This is a genomic window from Faucicola sp. SE7633, assembly GCF_059264685.1.
Genome location: NZ_JCADBW010000006.1, coordinates 1 through 19329, shown reverse-complemented (window position 1 = coordinate 19329; position 19329 = coordinate 1). Strand labels below are relative to the sequence as shown.

14 protein-coding genes are annotated in these 19329 nt (G+C 50.5%); 9 read left to right on the top strand and 5 right to left on the bottom strand.

Features of this window, described 5'->3' with window-relative positions:
* Positions 1-33: 33 nt before the first annotated feature.
* Positions 34-855 (bottom strand): methyltransferase domain-containing protein, encoded by an 822-nt coding sequence (locus tag AC5L4R_RS03610; protein WP_494472792.1) that lies wholly within the window; start codon positions 853-855, stop codon positions 34-36.
* A 64-nt stretch (positions 856-919) separates the two neighbouring features.
* A complete protein-coding gene (locus AC5L4R_RS03605; RefSeq protein WP_494472714.1) occupies positions 920-1750 on the bottom strand; it encodes an oxygen-binding di-iron domain-containing protein in 831 nt (276 codons plus the stop codon).
* A gap of 181 nt (positions 1751-1931) precedes the next feature.
* Between AC5L4R_RS03605 and tsaB the strand changes: the two genes are divergently transcribed.
* The 3 genes from tsaB to AC5L4R_RS03590 are packed head-to-tail and all read left to right on the top strand — an operon-like array spanning position 1932 to position 4530.
* The gene (gene tsaB / locus AC5L4R_RS03600) at positions 1932-2795 is read left to right on the top strand and encodes a tRNA (adenosine(37)-N6)-threonylcarbamoyltransferase complex dimerization subunit type 1 TsaB (protein ID WP_494472713.1); all 864 of its coding nucleotides are present in this window, start codon (positions 1932-1934) and stop codon (positions 2793-2795) included.
* Positions 2796-2837: 42 nt separating this feature from the next.
* On the top strand, positions 2838-3677 hold the full coding sequence (locus tag AC5L4R_RS03595; RefSeq protein ID WP_494472712.1) for an undecaprenyl-diphosphate phosphatase: 840 nt from the start codon (positions 2838-2840) through the stop codon (positions 3675-3677).
* Positions 3649-4530 carry a class I SAM-dependent methyltransferase gene (locus AC5L4R_RS03590; protein ID WP_494472711.1) on the top strand — a complete coding sequence of 294 codons (882 nt, stop codon included), beginning with the start codon at positions 3649-3651 and terminating at the stop codon, positions 4528-4530. The genes AC5L4R_RS03595 and AC5L4R_RS03590 overlap by 29 nt, the downstream gene beginning before the upstream one ends.
* Before the next feature lie 13 nt (positions 4531-4543).
* On the opposite strand, the gene AC5L4R_RS03585 is transcribed toward AC5L4R_RS03590, so the two are convergent.
* On the bottom strand, positions 4544-4981 hold the full coding sequence (locus AC5L4R_RS03585) for a hypothetical protein (protein WP_494472710.1): 438 nt from the start codon (positions 4979-4981) through the stop codon (positions 4544-4546).
* 66 nt (positions 4982-5047) lie between these two features.
* Positions 5048-7894 carry a preprotein translocase subunit SecA gene (gene secA / locus AC5L4R_RS03580; protein ID WP_494472709.1) on the bottom strand — a complete coding sequence of 949 codons (2847 nt, stop codon included), beginning with the start codon at positions 7892-7894 and terminating at the stop codon, positions 5048-5050.
* A 182-nt stretch (positions 7895-8076) separates the two neighbouring features.
* On the opposite strand from secA, the gene AC5L4R_RS03575 reads away from it, so the two are divergent.
* The 6 genes from AC5L4R_RS03575 to metH all read left to right on the top strand — a co-directional run bounded on the left by AC5L4R_RS03575 (position 8077) and on the right by metH (position 18559).
* On the top strand, positions 8077-8355 hold the full coding sequence (locus tag AC5L4R_RS03575; protein WP_494472708.1) for a hypothetical protein: 279 nt from the start codon (positions 8077-8079) through the stop codon (positions 8353-8355).
* Complete coding sequence (locus AC5L4R_RS03570; protein WP_494472707.1) at positions 8342-9589, top strand: leucine-rich repeat domain-containing protein; 1248 nt, start codon at positions 8342-8344, stop codon at positions 9587-9589. The genes AC5L4R_RS03575 and AC5L4R_RS03570 overlap by 14 nt, the downstream gene beginning before the upstream one ends.
* A 7-nt stretch (positions 9590-9596) precedes the next feature.
* The gene (locus tag AC5L4R_RS03565; protein WP_494472706.1) at positions 9597-10967 is read left to right on the top strand and encodes a phospholipase D-like domain-containing protein; all 1371 of its coding nucleotides are present in this window, start codon (positions 9597-9599) and stop codon (positions 10965-10967) included.
* A 206-nt stretch (positions 10968-11173) separates the two neighbouring features.
* Positions 11174-14170 carry a DNA mismatch repair protein MutS gene (gene mutS, locus AC5L4R_RS03560; protein ID WP_494472705.1) on the top strand — a complete coding sequence of 999 codons (2997 nt, stop codon included), beginning with the start codon at positions 11174-11176 and terminating at the stop codon, positions 14168-14170.
* A gap of 88 nt (positions 14171-14258) precedes the next feature.
* On the top strand, positions 14259-14582 hold the full coding sequence (fdxA, locus tag AC5L4R_RS03555; RefSeq protein ID WP_067059216.1) for a ferredoxin FdxA: 324 nt from the start codon (positions 14259-14261) through the stop codon (positions 14580-14582).
* 146 nt (positions 14583-14728) lie between these two features.
* The gene (gene metH, locus AC5L4R_RS03550; protein WP_494472704.1) at positions 14729-18559 is read left to right on the top strand and encodes a methionine synthase; all 3831 of its coding nucleotides are present in this window, start codon (positions 14729-14731) and stop codon (positions 18557-18559) included.
* 504 nt (positions 18560-19063) lie between these two features.
* Here metH and AC5L4R_RS03545 read toward each other — a convergent pair.
* The coding region (locus AC5L4R_RS03545; protein WP_494478029.1) for a transposase at positions 19064-19329 on the bottom strand (266 nt) is incomplete at its 5' end.

Sequence of the window (19329 nt, the reverse complement as noted above, 5' to 3'; positions counted from 1 at the left end):
ACGGTACGCCACCAAGACAACATCAACCTCAGACTACACCGCCACGCCTGCCAACCACACCTGATAATCCAATGTGACAGGGCGCGTATCGGCAAGATAATGGCGCAGCGTCGCCACAGGCAATTGCCGCCCCGTGCGCACCGCCCCACCCATGTTTTTTAAATTACGCAACAAGGCTGCCAAATTATCAAACGGTTGGCAAAATCTCACCGTATCGGCATACAGCAACCGCCCACCGCGTCTTTGCAGCTGCGCATCCAATGCCGCTTGCCAATGCGTGGTCGGTAAAAACGGAAAAATCGGCAACTTGGCAAAACGTGCTTGCACCGCCCCCAACGACCCTGCAACCGGCACAGCGACATGCATTTGGCCGCCCGTTGCCGTCACGCGCATAAGCTCGGCTAACACCTGTGGATCTGCCCAGTGCAGCGCAAAGCCAGAAAACGTCAGCGTCATAGCGCCGTCAGCAAAAGGCAACGCCGCCATATCGGCACACCATGGCTGGCAAATAGCCGCTGATAACTGCTGGGCTTGTAGCCACGCTGTGCAGCGCGTCTGCCACTGGCTTAGCATGGCAGGGGCATTGTCCACGCCGCACAGCTGGGTTAAATTTGATTGCGCCAACTGCTTGCCACATTGCGCCAACACCGCCGCGCTCAGCTTGCCTGTGCCACAGCCGACATCCAGCCAGCAATTTGGCAACGTTTGTTTGGGTAAAACCGTTTGATTGGTTGATGCGTGTACCGCTATTTGCCGCGCTAGCTGAACAGCAGCTTGCGACTGAATCGGCGTGAGCGCGTCATAGTCGGTGGCGCAGGCATCAAAATTTGGCAAGTGGGCGGCGGTTAAGGGCATAGCAGCCAATGCAATTCCTCATGGTGGTGGCATTGGCTGTTGCTTGGCAAAACGTCACCAAAGCCTATGAAGCGACGGAGTTTTGTAAGGTTTGCTCAACCAATGCTTTGTAATTGTAGTTGGCTTGGCTCAAGTAATCAATGCCGCACGGCAAATCACCAATCCAATTTAAAAACTTGTCGATGGTCTCACGCCCAACAAACGCCTTGCCATGCTGTGGCACAACCATTTCAACATCAAGCTCGCGCACGGCATTTGCCCACAGGCGCGTAACCTTGTTGCTGACCATATAGCGACGATGAAAACCCAATATCGACGGCACATGCGCGTCAAAATCCTCAACAGGCACATGCGGATCGCCCATCAATGACGCACCCATATCACCTGAAAACAAAATTTTGCTAATCGGGTCATAAAACTGAAAATTGCCTTCTGAGTGCAAAAAATGCGCAGGCAACGCAACCAAATGGGTATTACCGAGCTTAAGCGACGCGCCAGCATCAGGCAGCGAAATCAGCCGCTCCATATAGCCCACCTGCAGCCGCCCTGTATTAAATGCCGAATTTAAATGCGGCAAAAAACGCTCCCACAATTTAGAAATAACCACCGTTGCATCGGTATGCAGCAGCCAACGCGGCAAAGATGCGATGATGTCGGGGTCTTGATGAGAGCCGATGACATAGCGCACATGGCGGATATCGGTGTGCTTGAGCAGCGCAAGCGTCAGTGGTGTATAAGTCAAATCCCCACCGGGGTCAATCACCGCTCCGTGGGTTTCGCCGTCGTTGCTGTGCAGCACCAAAAACTGGTTGGATTGTACGCCATCGCCTGCCACCAAGTCGCTAAATACAATCACCTTGTGGCTACCGTTGTCAAAAATGATTTGCCCCGCCATACTCACCTATTCTACCAAAGCGTTTAAAACCAACGCGTTAAAAAGTTTGCCCAAACCAATCGCGATGTGTGAACAAACTACAATTTATCCACACTTGGCGTGGGGTATTATATCACCGTTACGGCCATTTCCCCAATACCACGCATGAATTATTGTCACCAAACCCTGCCGCCATCAATCCTTGGCAAAACTTGCTGAAAAATCCGCCCATAAGCCACCATCTGGCAGCGTTTGGTGGTATGATAGCGGCTATTTTCAGGCATCAACCTCAGTGAACGCAAGAGCAGATACGATGGCGGACGATACGGGTATGATTTTGGCATTGGACAGCGTGTTTGCGCAGTGTTCGGTGGCGTTGGTCAATACGGCAGGGCAAACACTTGCCGAGCAAACGCTGGCAGGTAGCCGCGCGCAGACCCAACAGATTTTGCCATTGGTTGATGAGGTGTTACGCGCACAAGGTCTGCGTGTGGCAGATTTGACGGCGATTGCGTTTAACCGAGGGCCAGGGGCGTTTAGCGGCATTCGGATTAACACAGCGGTGGCGCAGGCGTTGGCATTCGCCCATGATGTGCCGTGTTTGCCTGTGTCAAGTTTGCAGGCGTTGGCGCAGGTTGGTTGGCAGGCGAGCGGCTTGGCGCAGGTGTATGCCGTGCTTGATGCGCGTATGCAGCAGGTGTATTTGGGCGCGTTTGCGCTGGATGCAGCCACAGGCTTGATGCAACCTGTGATTGAAACACTGACCGCCGAAGCGTCGGCTAGCTCTGCCCTCGAGCCAACTGCCGAACGCTTGGCCGATTATGGTAGCCAAACGCCAGAGGCTTGGGCGTTGGTTGGTGATGGTGCGCTGCTTAGCCCCCATGCCGATCAGCCTGTGCTAACAACCGACGCGCCCACCGCCGCCGTCATTGGGCAGCTGGCAGCAGCGCAGTGGTTGGCACAAGGTGGCGTGCCTGCCGAGGCGGCTTTGCCCGTGTATTTGCGCCACCATGCGTGGAAAACCCTTGCTGAGCAGCAAGCCGATAAAGCCAAACGCAATGCTTAGCCATTGTGCCTGTGTCAAATTTTATAACAAGAGTGCATGTCGATGGATGTGATTTTACTGCTTAAATCAGCGGTGATGGGTATGGTTGAGGGGGTGACTGAGTTTTTGCCCATCTCAAGTACAGGTTATTTGATTTTATCCGCCGATGTCATGCGGTTTTGGACGCCCGAAAAGCGCGATTTGTTTATTGTGTTTATTCAGTTGGGCGCGATTTTGGCGGTGGTGTATCAGTACTGGGGGCGGCTGTGGCATGCGCTGATGGGGCTGATTACGGGGCATGCTGAAGGCATGAATCATCCGCGCCAGTTGGGGCTAGCGCTGATTGCGGCGACCATTCCTGTGATGGTTTTGGGCTTTACGGTCAAAGATTATATCGAGACGCTGTTTAATCCGCTGTTGGTTGCGGTGATGTTGATCATCGGCGCGTTGCTGATTTTTTATGTTGAGCGTCGCCCACATACCATCAAGGCGCAAGAGGCAGAAAACATCAGCATACCACTAGCGGTGGCGATTGGGCTGTGTCAATGCTTGGCGTTGTTGCCTGGTACGTCACGCTCAGGGGCGACCATCATCGGGGCATTGTGGCTGGGCGCGTCACGCAAGGCAGCGACGGAGTTTTCATTTTTCTTAGGCATTCCTGTGATTGTTGGCGCAGGCTTGTTGGCACTGGTCAAACACCACCATGTCTTGACCTCGGCGCAAGACTGGGCAGTGATGGCGGTTGGTACGTTGGTGTCGTTTGTTGTCGCGCTTGGCTGTATTCGCTGGCTGGTGGCGTGGGTGAGTCGGCAGGATTTCACGATTTTTGCGTGGCTGCGTATCATCACAGGGGTGATTGTGTTGGTGGCGTATTATGGTTTTGGCTACCAATTTGCCAGCTAAGCCTACTAAGCCTAGCCCGTCTGCGCTTGTGGTGTATGTGACACCAGCGGCTGCGGCCGACCGCTTGCTAACGCTACAAGCGATACTGGCGGCTTATGCCAATGCCCCCAGTTTAACGCCCAAAATTTTAGACCATACACCCGCTAAGCTCAAGCAAAAAGACTTACAAAACTTGCCCAGCGGTAGTTTGTTGTTAGACGGTGATACATTAAGCCTACTTAGCCATGGCGCGCATGAACAACCGCTGCGCGTAGCACCGCATTGGCAGACCTTGCAACAACGCGTTGTCACGGCAGGCAAAAAATCAGAATTGCTGCTCAAAGCCGCCAAAATCCAACCGTGTATGCGCGTGCTAGATGCGACGGCAGGGTTTGGGCATGACAGTTTGATTTTAGCCAGTACAGGCGCAAGTGTCACCATGCTGGAGCGCGAACCTGCGCTGTTTGTGCTGTTGGCGTTTGAACGGGCAACCATGCAGCAGCACGCGCATTGGCACAGGCTGTTGGCACGACTGACGTTGAATTTTGCGGATTTTATCGCCTGGCAGCCGCCAACCGATAGCCCACCGTTTGACCGCATCTTGCTTGATCCGATGTTTCCTGCCGACAGCTACACCCGTGCGGTCAATAAACACATGCAAGCCTTACATACGCTCACCCTTGTGCCCAATTTTGCCGAGCAAATCGCCTTACTGCAGCATGCGGCAAGCGTACTCAACGATGACGGCAGAGTGTTGGTCAAACGCCCGAAAACCGCGCCATTTTTAGCCGATTTGCCGCCACAGGACAGCACGACAAACGCTTTGATTCGCTTTGATAGCTATCACAAGGCAGATTTGGCAGCGTTGTTGTAGGGTTTTGACGCGCTTAACGCTGGGCTGCGTTGTCGCTGTCACTGGCTTTGGGCGCGTTGGGGTCGGCAGGCTCACTGTCAATGACTTGATCATTTTCGCTGATATTTTCCATTGCCGAGTTGTCAGCTGCACCTTCAAGCGGTTCGCCATCTGCGCCTGTGGCAGCAGGCAGTTGGTCATTTACAGATGCGTCCGCGCTTGCGGCATTGGCATTGACATCCGGGCCTGCGTCTAGCGCGGCGGTGTTCTCGTTAATCAGCGGTGGCGCGTTGTTGTCGTCATCGGCAGGTGCGGCAGACATCGGCATGGTTTGCGGCTCGGTGACTGACGCGGCGGTGGTTTCGGCGGCAGGTTCGTCGGGTTTTTGACACGCGGTTAGCCCACCGATACCCAGTCCAACCGCCACCAAACCAGCCACTAAGCGGCGCGCGCGCGAGACATTCGCTGACATATTTTATCCTTAAAATTTTACAATTTAAAATGTTATGCTTGCCCAAAGTTGCCTATCTTAAAGCCGTTAGGCAATTTTGCCGTGACATTGTTTGTATTTAAGCCCTGAACCACACGGGCATGGCGCGTTGCGGCTAATTGGCAAGCCTGCGTATGGGTTTTGTGCGGTGTCTGAGGTGTCTGAGACATCCGAGGCATCCGCGTCGGATGGTGCAGGCGCAGACAGCACAACAGGCGCGCTGAATTGATAATTCACACTGCCGCCTCGGTTGGCGCGCGCTTGGTTGTCTGTGGTCGTGTCGGGGTCTGCGCTGACTTCGCCTGTCAAGCTGTTGATCTCTTGGTGCTCAAAGTGCATTTGCATGGCAGCGGCTTGTTCTTGACGCTGACGCTCTAGCTCGGCTAGCTCCTCAGGCGTTGGGATATGCACGCGTGATAGGTCTTGTACGGTGTCGGATTTGATAGCACCAAGCATTTGTTGGAACAAGGTGAAGGATTCGGACTTATACTCTTGTTCGGGATTTTTTTGCGCATAGCCGCGTAGGTGGATGCCTTTACGCAGCTGATCCATTTGGTTGAGGTGCTCTTTCCAATGGCGATCAAGGCTTTGCAGCATAAACACGCGCTCAAGGTACGCGGCGGTGTCCTCGCCCATCTGCTCACGGCGCGCGCGGTAGTTGAGCAGTGCGGCGTTGATGATTTTGTCACGCAAGCCAACTTCATCAAGGCGTTTGTCTGCGTCTAGCCAGTCGTTGATTGGCATTTGTAGGCGAAAGTTGTCCTCAAGCTCATCTTCAAGCCCGTCAATGTCCCATTGATCATCAACCGACCCTGGTGGGACAAATTGGTCAATCAAAGCGTTGTAGACTTCGGTGTGCATACCCTCAACCGCGGCTTGCAAATCGCTTTGTGCCAACAGTTCGTCACGCTGTTTATAAATCACTTTGCGTTGTTCGTTGGCAACGTCATCGTATTTGAGCAAGTTTTTACGCGCGTCAAAGTCACGGTTTTCTACTTTACTTTGGGCGTTTTCAATCGAGCGCGACACCATTTTGTGCTCAATGGCTTCATCTTCTTTGAGCCCCATCGCGCGCATCATATTGACCACGCGGTCACCTGCAAAGATACGCATGAGGTCATCTTCTAGTGACAAGAAAAACCGCGATTCACCAGGGTCGCCTTGTCGCCCTGCCCGGCCGCGTAGCTGGTTGTCAATACGGCGTGATTCGTGCCGCTCTGAGCCGATGATGTGGAGGCCACCTGCCGCCAAAACTTGTTGGTTACGCGCCTGCCATTCGGCTTTGTAGGCGTCGCGCAGCTCGTCGGTGACGTGGTCAAATTTGGCAAGTTCAGCCTGCCAGTTACCGCCCAAGATGATATCCGTACCGCGCCCTGCCATGTTGGTGGCAATCGTCACCGCATCGGGGCTACCTGCTTGTGCAATAATATCGGCCTCGCGCTCGTGCTGTTTGGCGTTGAGCACGTTGTGGGCAATGCCTTCGGCGGTGAGTAGCTCAGACAATACTTCACTGGCTTCAATCGTCGCCGTACCGACTAAAATCGGCGCGTGGCTTTCTTTGATACGTTTAATTTCGCGGATAATGCCTTGATATTTGCCCATTTTGGTCAAGAAAATTTGGTCATTTAAATCTACGCGCTGAATGGGTTTGTGCGTTGGGATCACGACCACATCAAGGTCATAGGTTTGTTTAAATTCTGCCGCTTCGGTGTCTGCTGTCCCTGTCATACCAGACAGCTTGTCATACAAACGAAAGTAGTTTTGAAAGGTGGTGGTAGCCAAGGTTTGGTTTTCGGCTTGAATCTCGACGTGTTCTTTGGCTTCGACGGCTTGGTGTAAGCCTTCTGACCAACGCCGCCCTGGCATGGTGCGCCCTGTGTTTTCATCAACAATAATCACCTCACCGTCTTGTACGATGTAGTGGATGTTTTTGATAAACAAATGATGGGCACGGATCGCAGCTTGCACGTGCGCCAATAATGGCAAACGCGCCGCGCTGTATAGGCTTTCGTTTTCGCTAAGCTCGCCTTTTTCGACCAAAAACCGCTCGATTTTTTCATAGCCTTTTTCGCTGATTTCGATTTGGCGGTTTTTTTCATCAATCCAAAAATCTTGCTCCAAATTTTCGCGGTTGCCCTCTTCAGTCTCGGAGCGTTTAAGGCGCGGAATGATGGTGTCGATCAGTGTGTACAGTGCGGCTGAGTCTTCTGCTTGCCCCGAGATGATGAGCGGCGTACGTGCTTCATCAATCAAAATCGAGTCGATTTCGTCAATGATACAGTAATTTAAGCCGCGTTGTTTTTTGTCCTCAAGGCGTTCGACCATATTGTCGCGTAGGTAGTCAAAGCCGTATTCGTTGTTGGTGCCATAGGTGATATCGGCAGCATACGCGGCAAATTTTTCCTGTGGGTCTTGTTGGGCATAAATCACGCCCACGCTGAGCCCCAAAAACTCAAACAACGGGCGGTTGAGCTCTGCGTCGCGCTGTGCCAAGTAGTCGTTGACGGTGACGACGTGCACGCCTTTGCCGCTGATGGCGTTGAGGTAAATCGCCAGCGTTGCCATCAAGGTTTTGCCTTCACCTGTGCGCATTTCGGCGATTTTGCCTTCATGCAGGGTGATACCGCCAATCAGCTGGACATCATAGTGGCGCATACCCAGCACGCGACTGGCAGCTTCACGACACACAGCGAACGCTTCGGGCAATAGCGCGTCAAGGCTTTCGCCAGCCTCGTGACGTTGTTTGAATTCGGCGGTTTTTTGGGTCAAGTCACTGTCACTTAACGGGCTAATGCTTGGCTCTAAGGCATTGATTTTATCGACCAGTTTACGCATTCGCTTGAGTTCACGGTCATTTTTGCTACCGATGACTTTACCTAACATTTTGCCGAGCATTGCCATGTCCTAATTGTTGTCGGTGAAAATTTTGCTATTATATATGGGTTTTTGGTTTTAAGATACAAGGTTTAAATGTGAGGCTTACAAGTTCGTTGTAAGGTTGAAAAAATTGAATTACTATTCTAATCATAAGGCGTTACTAAAATATTTTTGAATTCTATAAATTAGGAGTATTTGTCATGGCTTGGATTATTGGAATTATTGCTATTCTTCTAATCGGTGGTTTGATTGAACTGTTCTATGAAAAAGGCTTTAGGAATAAGCTATCAGCTTTTTTTGGTGGGATTGCTTTAATAGCTTCTTTAGTTTTATTTGTTTGTATTGCATTTCTTTCGTATGTTGGCGTGTGGGTAATTTATATTGGAGTGCCTACCGCTTTGATTAGTGGTTTTTTTGGTGGTTGTTTTTGCCAAAGAACAAAAATTCTAGCTTGGAGCAATCAAAATGACACAAAATAACAATCTACCCACTGTCACCACAGGCACTGGTGTCGCACTAAAGAGCGTTAATAAGAGTTTAAGAATTACCAATAAGTTATTGGCACAAGTTGATGATTTTGAAACGCATTGGGCGTGGTGGTTATCGCTGGATGATTGGTGGCGAGTTTTATTATTAAAATACGGCATAGGCCTAGATTGTGTCGATTACGAATGGACAGATGGTGAACTTATCATTACCCAATTAGATATTGACTGGTTGGATAAGATTTTAATGAAAGATATTGTTCAAACAATCATAAAAAAAAATGAATTTAGCTTGTATTGCTATTCAATCAGCGATGTGGCTGCCTTGGCAAATCTGACCAACTTAACCGACCTTGATTTGAGCTCAAATGAAATCAGCGATGTGGCTGCCTTGGCAAATCTGACCAACTTAACCGAGCTTAATTTGGGTTATAATGAAATCAGCGATGTGTCTGCCTTGGTAAAGCTGACCAATTTAACCGAGCTTGATTTGGCGGGTAATGAAATCAGCGATGTGTCGACCTTGGCAAAGCTGACCAATTTAACCAAGCTTGATTTGGGGGTAAATCGAATCAGCGATGTGTCGGCCTTGGCAATGCTCACCAATTTAAACCAGCTTGGTTTGTTTAACAATCAAATTAGCGATGTTGCTGCTTTGGCAAAGCTGACCAATTTAACCTCGCTTAGTTTGTCTAGTAATCAAATCAGCGATGTGTCGGCCTTGGCACAGCTGACCAATTTAACCAGACTTGATTTGGATGATAATCAAATCAGCGATGTGTCTGCCTTGGCTAAGCTCACCAATTTAACCACGCTTTGGTTGTCTGATAATCAAATCAGCGATGTGTCGGCCTTGGCAAAGCTCACCAATTTAACCGAGCTTAATTTGAGCTCAAATCAAATCAGCGATGTGTCTACCTTGGCAACGCTCACCAATTTAACCAAGCTTCATTTGAGTGAAAATCAAATCAGCGATGTGTCGGTCTTGGCAAAACTCACCAATTTAAACTATCTTTGGTTGAGTGGTAATCAAATCAGCGATGTGTCGACCTTGGCAAAACTCACTAATCTAACCGAGCTTTGGTTGACTGATAATCAAATCAGCGATGTGTCAGCCTTGGCAAAGCTGACCAATTTAACCTCGCTTACCTTGACTTCAAATCCAATCACCCAATCCGATATGGCTTGGCTACAACAACAATTACCCAACTGCTCAATAAGTTTCTAAGTCCAAAATGCCAACCGAAGCCCTATTTGACCACATCGCCGACCGCCTCGAACAAGAACTGTCCGAAGCCGAACAATCCATCTACATCGCTGTCGCATGGTTCACCAACCCACGGCTATTCAACGCCCTGCTTGCCAAAGCCAAACAAGGCGTCACCGTGCAACTGCTCATCAGCAATGACCCCATCAACCACCAAAGCCCGATCGACTACAGCCAGCTCAACATCGGCAATTCTGTCGCCTACCTCATCGGCGATGGCAAAGATGACCTCATGCACAACAAATTTTGCGTCATCGACGAATACACCGTTATCAACGGCTCCTACAACTGGAGCAAAAAAGCCGAACGCAACCATGAAAACATCATCATCACCACAGGTGACAGCGTCCTTGCCCAGTCTTTTATTGCTCAATTTAAAAAAATTCGCAATCGCTATTTTGACCATCAAGACCACACCCCTGCCCTGCCACTTGATAAAATCATCAAACGCCTAGAGATCCTCAAAAACTACGTCATCTTAGAAGACTTAGACGACATCGACCGCGAAACCGCTAAGCTACAAGCCTTTAACTTTCAGCAAGATATCAACCAAATCACCCAAAGCCTACAACAGCACCAGTTTAGTACCGCCCTTGGTCTGATTGATGATTTTATCCAACGTCATCAAGCCTTAATCATCTATCATGACATCGACTTGACCGCGCTAAAACTTGAAATCCGCCAACTTGAACATCAGCTCAACGCCTACGACAATGAAAAAGTTGAGCTTGAAAAGCTGTTAGCAGAATTTCACCACAGGCATACCAAAGAATTGGGCTGGTATATCAGCCGCTTATTACACCTGCGTAAACTGCTCAGCCAACACGACCCCGAAGCCTATGCCGAAGCCGTGCAAGATGAAGCCGACTATCACGAGCAAATTCAAGCAGAAAACGAAAAAACCATCTTTACCCTAGATGACGAACAAAGAAAAAACCTTAAAAAAGCCTATCGTAAAGCCAGCCAAATTTGCCACCCCGACCGTGTCAGCGATGATATGAAAGACATTGCTGAACAAATTTTTGTCCAACTCAATCAAGCTTACGAGCAAAACAACATTCAAGCCGTGAATAAGATTTTAGCTGAACTTGAGCAAGGCATTTTCATCCCACGTTCTGAAACCATCAGCGAAAAATCCCAATTCCAAGCGATTATCACCCAACTAAAATTTAAAATCGCGCAGGTTGAAGAAGAAATTTTTGCCCTGAAAGATAGCGAGGCTTACCAAACAATTAGCGAAATTGATGATTGGAACCGTTACTTTGCCGAAACCAAAGAGCAGCTCATTGATGAAATCGATAGACTTGAGCAGCGACTCAACAACGAATCAGCAGACTAGCCAATTGGGCTAATCGATTGCAGCAACGTTTAACATCTGTTAATTTAACATCTGTTAATTAGCCAAATAATGATCCAAAATCACTTGGGTGATTTTTATTTTGTCACAATATCTGCGTTAAACCCCATCAATTAACCCATTGGATTTTATCGTCAATGCCGCCATGTATTACCTTTGATTTTCACGTTATCACCTTTAAACCTTGAATGAACACCGCCTCGCCCTCTATCGCCCCAACCATACCCGACCTAGCCCACCACACGCCGATGATGCAGCAATATCTGATGCTCAAAGCGGACTATCCGCACGCGCTGCTACTGTACCGCATGGGCGATTTTTATGAGCTGTTTTTTGACGATGCCAAATTGGCGGCGCAGATTTTGGGTATCACCCTGACCAAACGCGGCACGGACAAGCAAGGCAATATCATCCCGATGGCAGGCGTGCCGTTTCATTCGGCAGATGGCTATATTGCACGGCTGATCAATGCAGGGCAAACGGTGGTAATTTGCGAGCAAGTCGAGGATAGCGCGCCCACCACCGACACGACTGACCACACAAGCACCCAACAAGGCGCAAACCAAGGATCAAAACCCAACACCAAAGCCAAATCGGCAAAATCTAATAAAAAATCCACCGAAGCCGCCAACGCTAAAGCCAACCAAAAACTGATGGCGCGTAAAGTTGTGCGCACCCTGACCGCAGGCACACTCACCGATGACAGCCTCATCACCCACGGGCAAAATCCAACCGTGTTGGCATTGTGTTTTGCCAAGTCACCGCTGGCGGTGGGATTGGCGGAATTGAATCTAAGCCAAGGCAGCATCCGCACCAGCTACTTGACGGCCGAGAGCCTAGCGGAGATGCAAGACCAGCTGAGTGCTGCCTTGATGCGCTATGACCCAAGCGAGCTGCTGATTGATGAAGCACTGGACGGTGCGTGGCAAACGTGGCTACAAGATATGCTGACCCAGTCATCACCCCATACAACCACTGCCACCAAAACCGTGCCCATCATGCGCCAGCCGCATAGCCATTTTTTGCCGATCAATGCCGAGGCGCACCTCACCGAACATCTGAATGTCACCACGTTGGCAGGTTTTGGACTGGCAGATAAGCCTGAGAGTATTGCCGCGGCATCGGTGGTGCTGCATTATGGCAAGCACACCCAGCAGGCGGATTTGGCGCATATCAACCATATTCGGCTGGAGCAGGCGGCGGATTTTTTGCAGCTTGATGCCATCAGCCAGCAGAATTTAGAAATTTTTAAGCCTGTGCTGGCATCGGGCGTGACACTATTGTCAGTCATCGACCATTGCCGCACACCGATGGGCAAACGCGCCTTGGTGCACCATTTGCACCGACCATTGCTAAATACCACCTTGATCAATCGCCGCCTTGATGCGGTTGAGCAGCTGATGGCATTGCCGCCGAACGATTTTGCTGCGCTATGCCAGACGCTATCGGCAATTGGCGATATCGAGCGCATCGGTGGACGCATTGGGCTGGGTTCGGCAAAGCCGACCGATTTGGTCAAACTGCGCCAAAGTCTAGGCGATGCCACCACATTAAGCCATCAGTTGGCAGCATGGTTTGGTGATTTGATTGCCACCCACACCACGCTCAATGCCGATACGCCGCTGTTGCCGATGCTTGCCAAACAGTTGCCTGAGGTGGGCGCAAATGACGCAGCAGGGCAAAATGCCGATATATTTGCCCAGCTGATCGCCTTGCTCAAGCAAGCCATCCAAGACGTACCGCCCAACCACACCCGCGACGGTGGCGTGATCCAGACGGGTTATGACCCTGAGCTCGACAGGCTGCGCCACTTGCATGACAATGTTGAAGAAACGCTTGAGCAATTGGCGGATAAAGAGCGCCAAGCGTACAATTTGCCCATCAAAGTCGGGTTTAACAAAGTCAGCGGCTTTTACTTTGAGCTCAGCGCGGCACAAGCCATGCACGCGCCTGCCCACTTTAGCCGCCGCCAAACCCTCAAAAATGCCGAACGCTTTATCACCGAAGAGCTCAAAACCCTTGAAGAGGCGTATTTATCCGCGCAAAGCCAAGCCATCGCGCGTGAAAAACGCCTGTATGACGAGCTCATGGGGCAACTACAAGGGCAGCTGCCTGCCCTACAGCGATTGGCGCGTGCGATTGCTTACCTTGATGTGTTGGCAAACTGGGTCACGCTGACCCGCCTTGATGATCTGAGCGGCGGTGCGTCGGTGTGGTGTCGCCCAACCTTTGGCAAGCGTCTGGCATCCAATGCCGATCAGCCAGCGGCTTATCTTGACATTCAAGGCGGACGCCATGTGGTGGTGGAAGCCAGCCTAGCGCGTCACCAGCACAGCCGCGCGCACAGCGAGGGCTTTGTGGCCAACGACTGCCAACTGGGCACGCCTGCCCAACCTGAACGCCTGATGCTGATTACTGGCCCGAACATGGGCGGTAAATCAACCTACATGCGCCAAACCGCGCTGATTGTGCTGTTGGCGTGTTGTGGCAGCTTTGTGCCTGCGCAAGCGGCAGACATTGGGCGCATCGCGCGCATTTTTACCCGTATCGGTTCCGCCGATGACTTGGCAGGCGGTAAATCAACCTTTATGGTTGAGATGATCGAAACCGCCAATATCCTCAACCAAGCCCACGCCAACGCGTTGGTACTGATGGATGAAGTTGGCCGCGGTACCAGCACACAAGACGGCTTGGCGATCGCCTATGCGTGCGTCAAGCACTTGGCAAACCTTGGTTGTCTGACGCTGTTTGCCACGCATTACTTTGAACTAACCGAGCTTGCCGAGCACCACCCTGCTATGCTCAACCAGCATGTGGTCACGCAAGAAGTCGCAGGGCAGCTGCTGCTGATGCACAAAATCGCCAAAGGCAGCACCCATCGCAGCTTTGGGCTGCATGTTGCCAAAATGGCAGGCGTGCCCAGCGCCGTGCTCACGATGGCAGAGCAATATTTGCAAGACCATGCCGAGCCACGCGCTCAGCCTACTGCGCATGACAATGCTATAACCAATGCTACAACCAATGCTATAACCAATGAGACGAGCCTAGCCACGCCTGCCGCTGCCCTATCTACCAAGCAAGCCGATGCGTTGTCACAACTTGCCGCGCTTGACCCCAACGCCATGACACCCAAAGCCGCGCTTGAATTTATTTATGCGTTAAAAGAATTGTTAAAAACGGACTAACGCGCTACAATACCGTGTTATTTCTTTGCATTTTTGCTATTTTTACGCACAATTTTTTGATAACTGATAGCTTAAGGTAGCCGCCGCTATGACCTTTGTTGTGACTGATAATTGCATCCGCTGCAAATACACCGACTGTGTGGAAGTGTGCCCTGTGGACTGTTTTTATGAAGGGCCAAACTTTCTTGTCATCAATCCCGATGAATGCATTGACTGCGCGTTGTGTGAGCCTGAATGCCCTGCCAATGCGATTTTCTCAGAAGACGAAGTGCCTGCTGGGCAAGAGCAGTTTATTGCGCTCAATGCCGAGCTATCTGAGCAATGGCCCAATATCACCAGTATGCATGAGCCACTGCCCGATGCCAAAGAATGGGACGGTGTACCCAACAAATTGCAATACCTTGAACGCTAGAATTTTTTATAGCACACCCATAGCCCGATGACGATATCGGGCTTTATTTTTGCCAAGTGTATAAAAATTGGCGTATGTTATAATACCTATCTCTGCCTGCAATTTGCTTAACTTAGACAACTTATTAAAATTTCCGAGATTTATTCATGAAGTTTTGTTGCCATCCTGACACTGCCCAGCAAGCAGGTGTCACCAACCATACCCCAACATCAGCAGACACTGCACCCACCAACCACGCACCGCATAATCCTGCCAATTTTCGCCTAACGCCGCCTGAATGTTTGCCCTACAAAGCCCAACAAGCGGCTAACCAACAACGCCTGAGCCAGTTGCTTGACAAGCGCGTGTTGTTTCTTGATGGCGCGATGGGTACAGAAATTCAAAACTATAAGCTGCAAGAAGCGGATTATCGCGGCAGCCGCTTTGCTGATTTTCACCGCGATGTTAAAGGCAACAACGACTTGCTGGTGCTGACTCAACCGCAGATTATTCAAGCAATTCATAGAAGCTATCTGGCGGCAGGTTCGGACATCATTGAGACCAACAGCTTTAATGCGACCCAAATTTCGATGTCGGATTATGGCATGCAGGACTTGGTGGTTGAGATCAACCGCGAGGCGGCGCGTATTGCCCGTGAGGTGTGCGATGAGTTTACCGCGCAAAACCCCGACAAGCCGCGGTTTGTCGCAGGTGTGATAGGCCCAACATCACGCACCGCGTCGATTTCGCCCGATGTCAATGACCCTGCCTATCGCAACGTGACTTTTGATGAGCTTGCCGACAACTACACCGAAGCTGCACTTGCTTTGATTGAAGGCGGCGCCGATTTGCTGCTGATCGAGACCGTGTTTGACACCTTAAACGCCAAGGCAGCGATTTTTGCCGTGCTCAAAGTATTTGAGCAAATCGGCTACCGCTTGCCGATTATGATTTCAGGCACGATTACAGACGCATCGGGGCGTACACTGTCGGGGCAGACGGCGGAGGCGTTTTACAATTCGGTACGCCATGCTGAGCCGCTTTCCATCGGTTTTAACTGTGCATTGGGAGCTGACGCGCTACGTCCCCATATCAAAACTTTGTCCGATGTGTGCGAAACGTTCGTTTCTGCCCACCCCAACGCAGGTTTGCCCAATGAGTTTGGCGAATACGACGAAACGCCCGAACAAACCGCGGCGATGGTTGGTGAGTACGCGCGTCAAGGATTGGTCAATATCGTCGGTGGCTGCTGTGGTACCACACCTGCGCATATCGCGGCGATTATCGCGCAGGTTAGCCCACATGCTCCGCGCACGCGGCCTGCCTATCAGCCTGCTTGCCGCTTATCGGGGCTTGAGGCATTTAACATCACGCGTGACAGTCTGTTTGTCAATGTTGGCGAGCGCACCAATGTTACGGGATCAAAGAAGTTTTTACGTCTCATCAAAACCGAAGCATACACCGAAGCGTTGGACGTTGCCCGCGACCAAGTCGAAGGCGGTGCACAAATCGTCGATATCAACATGGATGAAGCCATGCTTGATAGCCACGGCGCAATGGTGCATTTTGTCAATCTCATCGCCAGTGAGCCTGATATCAGCCGCGTGCCGTTGATGATTGATTCGTCCAAATGGGACATCATCGAGGCGGGACTGAAATGCACGCAAGGCAAGTCGGTGGTCAATTCGATTTCGCTCAAAGAAGGCTATGACGAATTTGTCCAAAAAGCCCGTTTGTGTCGCCGTTATGGCGCGGCGGTTATTGTGATGGCGTTTGATGAAAACGGACAAGCCGACACCGAGGCGCGCAAAATCGAGATTTGCCAGCGCAGCTATGACATTTTGGTCAATGAAGTCGGCTTTCCCAGTGAAGACATTATCTTTGACCCAAACATCTTTGCCGTTGCCACGGGTATTGAGGAGCACAACAACTACGGCGTGGACTTTATCAACGCCACGCGCTGGATTACCGACAATTTGCCCAATGCGATGGTATCAGGCGGCGTGTCCAACGTGTCGTTTTCATTTCGTGGCAACCCGATTCGCGAGGCGATTCACGCCGTGTTTTTGTACCATGCCATCAACAACGGCATGACCATGGGCATCGTCAATCCTGCCATGCTTGAAGTATATGACGATATCGACCCTGCCGCGCGTGAGGCGATTGAGGATGTGATCTTAAACCGTAAACAAGGCAAGTCAGGGCAGGACGCCACCGATCACCTCATGCAGGTAGCAGAAAGCTACGCCAGCGGCAAGAAAAAAGACAGCGTTGCAGACTTGTCATGGCGGCAAGAGCCTGTCGAAAAACGCATCGAATACGCCTTGGTCAAAGGCATCACCACCTATATCAACGAGGATACCGAAGAGGCGCGGCGCAAATTTGCACGCCCGCTTGATGTCATCGAAGGTCCGTTAATGGACGGCATGAACGTCGTCGGTGATTTGTTTGGTGCAGGCAAAATGTTTTTGCCGCAAGTTGTCAAATCCGCGCGCGTCATGAAGCAAGCCGTGGCATGGCTCAACCCGTACATCGAGGCCGAAAAAGTCGCTGGCGAATCCAAGGGCAAGGTATTGATGGCAACCGTCAAAGGCGACGTGCACGACATCGGCAAAAACATCGTCGGTGTGGTACTGGGCTGTAATGGCTATGAAATCATTGATTTGGGCGTGATGGTACCGTGTGAAAAGATTTTACAAGTCGCAAAAGATGAAAATGTTGATATCATCGGGCTATCGGGGCTGATTACACCAAGCCTTGATGAAATGGTGTATGTCGCCAAACAAATGCAAGAACAAGGCTTCACCATTCCATTGATGATTGGCGGTGCGACCACCTCCAAAGCCCATACCGCGGTCAAAATCGAGCCGAATTACCAAAACGACGCGGTGGTGTATGTGTCCGATGCCAGCCGCTCGGTCGGCGTTGCCACCATGCTGCTGTCCAAAGACAAGCGCGATGACTACATTGCCGAGCTGCGTCAAGAATACAGCGAGGTGCGCGAACGGCTTGCCAACCGCCAGCCCAAAGCCGCCAAGCTCAGCTATGCCGAATCCATCGCACAAGGCTTTGCCTATGACTGGGATAACTACACACCGCCCAAACCCAACCATCTTGGGCAAGTGGTGTTTGATGACTACCCGTTGCAAGATCTTGTGCCATACATTGACTGGACACCGTTTTTTATCTCATGGGGACTGGTCGGCAAATACCCGAAAATCTTTGACGATGAAGTTGTCGGCGCTGAGGCGCGTGACCTGTTCGCCAACGCACAAGCCCTGCTTGATGACTTGATTACCCACAAGAAGGTCACCGCCAAAGCCGTAATCCGCCTTGCCCACGCGCGCCGCACCGCGCCCGACACGGTAACCGTGTATGACGACGCAGGCAATGCCGAATTTGCCTTTGAGTATTTGCGCCAACAGTCTGACAAAGCCAGTGGCAAGCCCAACTACAGTTTGGCTGATTTTATCTCCCCAACTACTGCCAACGGCAGCGATTATTTGGGCGGCTTTACCGTGTCTATCTTTGGCGCGGACGAGCTTGCCGACGCGTACAAAACGCGCGGTGATGACTACAACGCCATCATGGTGCAAGCCTTGTGCGACCGCTTTGCCGAAGCCTTTGCCGAGGCGTTGCACGAACAGGTGCGCAAGGTGTATTGGGGCTACCAAGCCGATGAACAGCTGAGTAACGATGAGCTGATCAAAGAAAAATACATTGGTATTCGCCCTGCCCCCGGTTATCCTGCCTGCCCCGACCACACCGAAAAAGGCAAGCTGTTTGATTGGCTAGATACCACCGTTGCCATCGGTACTTATCTGACCGAAAGCTATGCCATGTACCCTCCGTCTAGCGTGAGTGGATTTTATTACAGCCATCCCGACAGTGACTATTTTAACGTGGGCAAAATCAGCCAAGACCAACTCACCGACTATGCCGCGCGCAAGGGCTGGGATTTGCCGACCGCACAAAAGTGGCTCAATCCGAATTTGTAACCGTTTAAATAATAATTTATTAAAAAACAGTCCGTTATATGGGCTGTTTTTTTATAGCATGGTGTATTTAATTTGCTATATTTTGCGCTTTTGACTTCCTCCCCTCCCTAAAGTGAGGAGATTCCTTCTGCAAGACGGTGAAGCCCCACCGCAAACCTAAGACAATGGCAACCGCCCGTACGACACACCGTACATCTTAGGTTCTTATTTTAAGCTAATCCTACCGTTAGGATTGTCATAGACACGAATTAGCTTAAGTGTGTGTTTGGAAACGTCTTACCAGTTAAGTTACTGCGTACTCGCAATTTAGTCTTAACTTAACTGTGGAATGTAAGACATTGAATATAGTGAGATGAGTATAGCAAAACTCATCGCATTTAACAATTGCCTTATATCCACCGCCTAAAGTCGGTGGTTTTACGGCAACGAATGATAAATGAATACTTGATAATTAACCCCAGTTCGACATAAGCCATAGCCTAACTCATTGAAAGCTATCACAAACTAAGCAACCTGCGGTAAAGAATGCCCAATCAGCACATTCTTTAGTGTAGGTTTCTTGGCTTGGTGGCAATAAGCAATCAGCCCTGCCAATAAATTAGCCATAAACCCAGCAGGGCTACGATGTCTTGAATGCTCAATATGGCAAATATGCTTTAACTCATCAAACACCGTCTCAATCAAGAAACGGCGTTTGAGTAATCGCTTATCTAGCCAAGCAATGTCCTTAGCTTTCATGTTCTTTTTGACATTGGTAATCAGCTCAACAT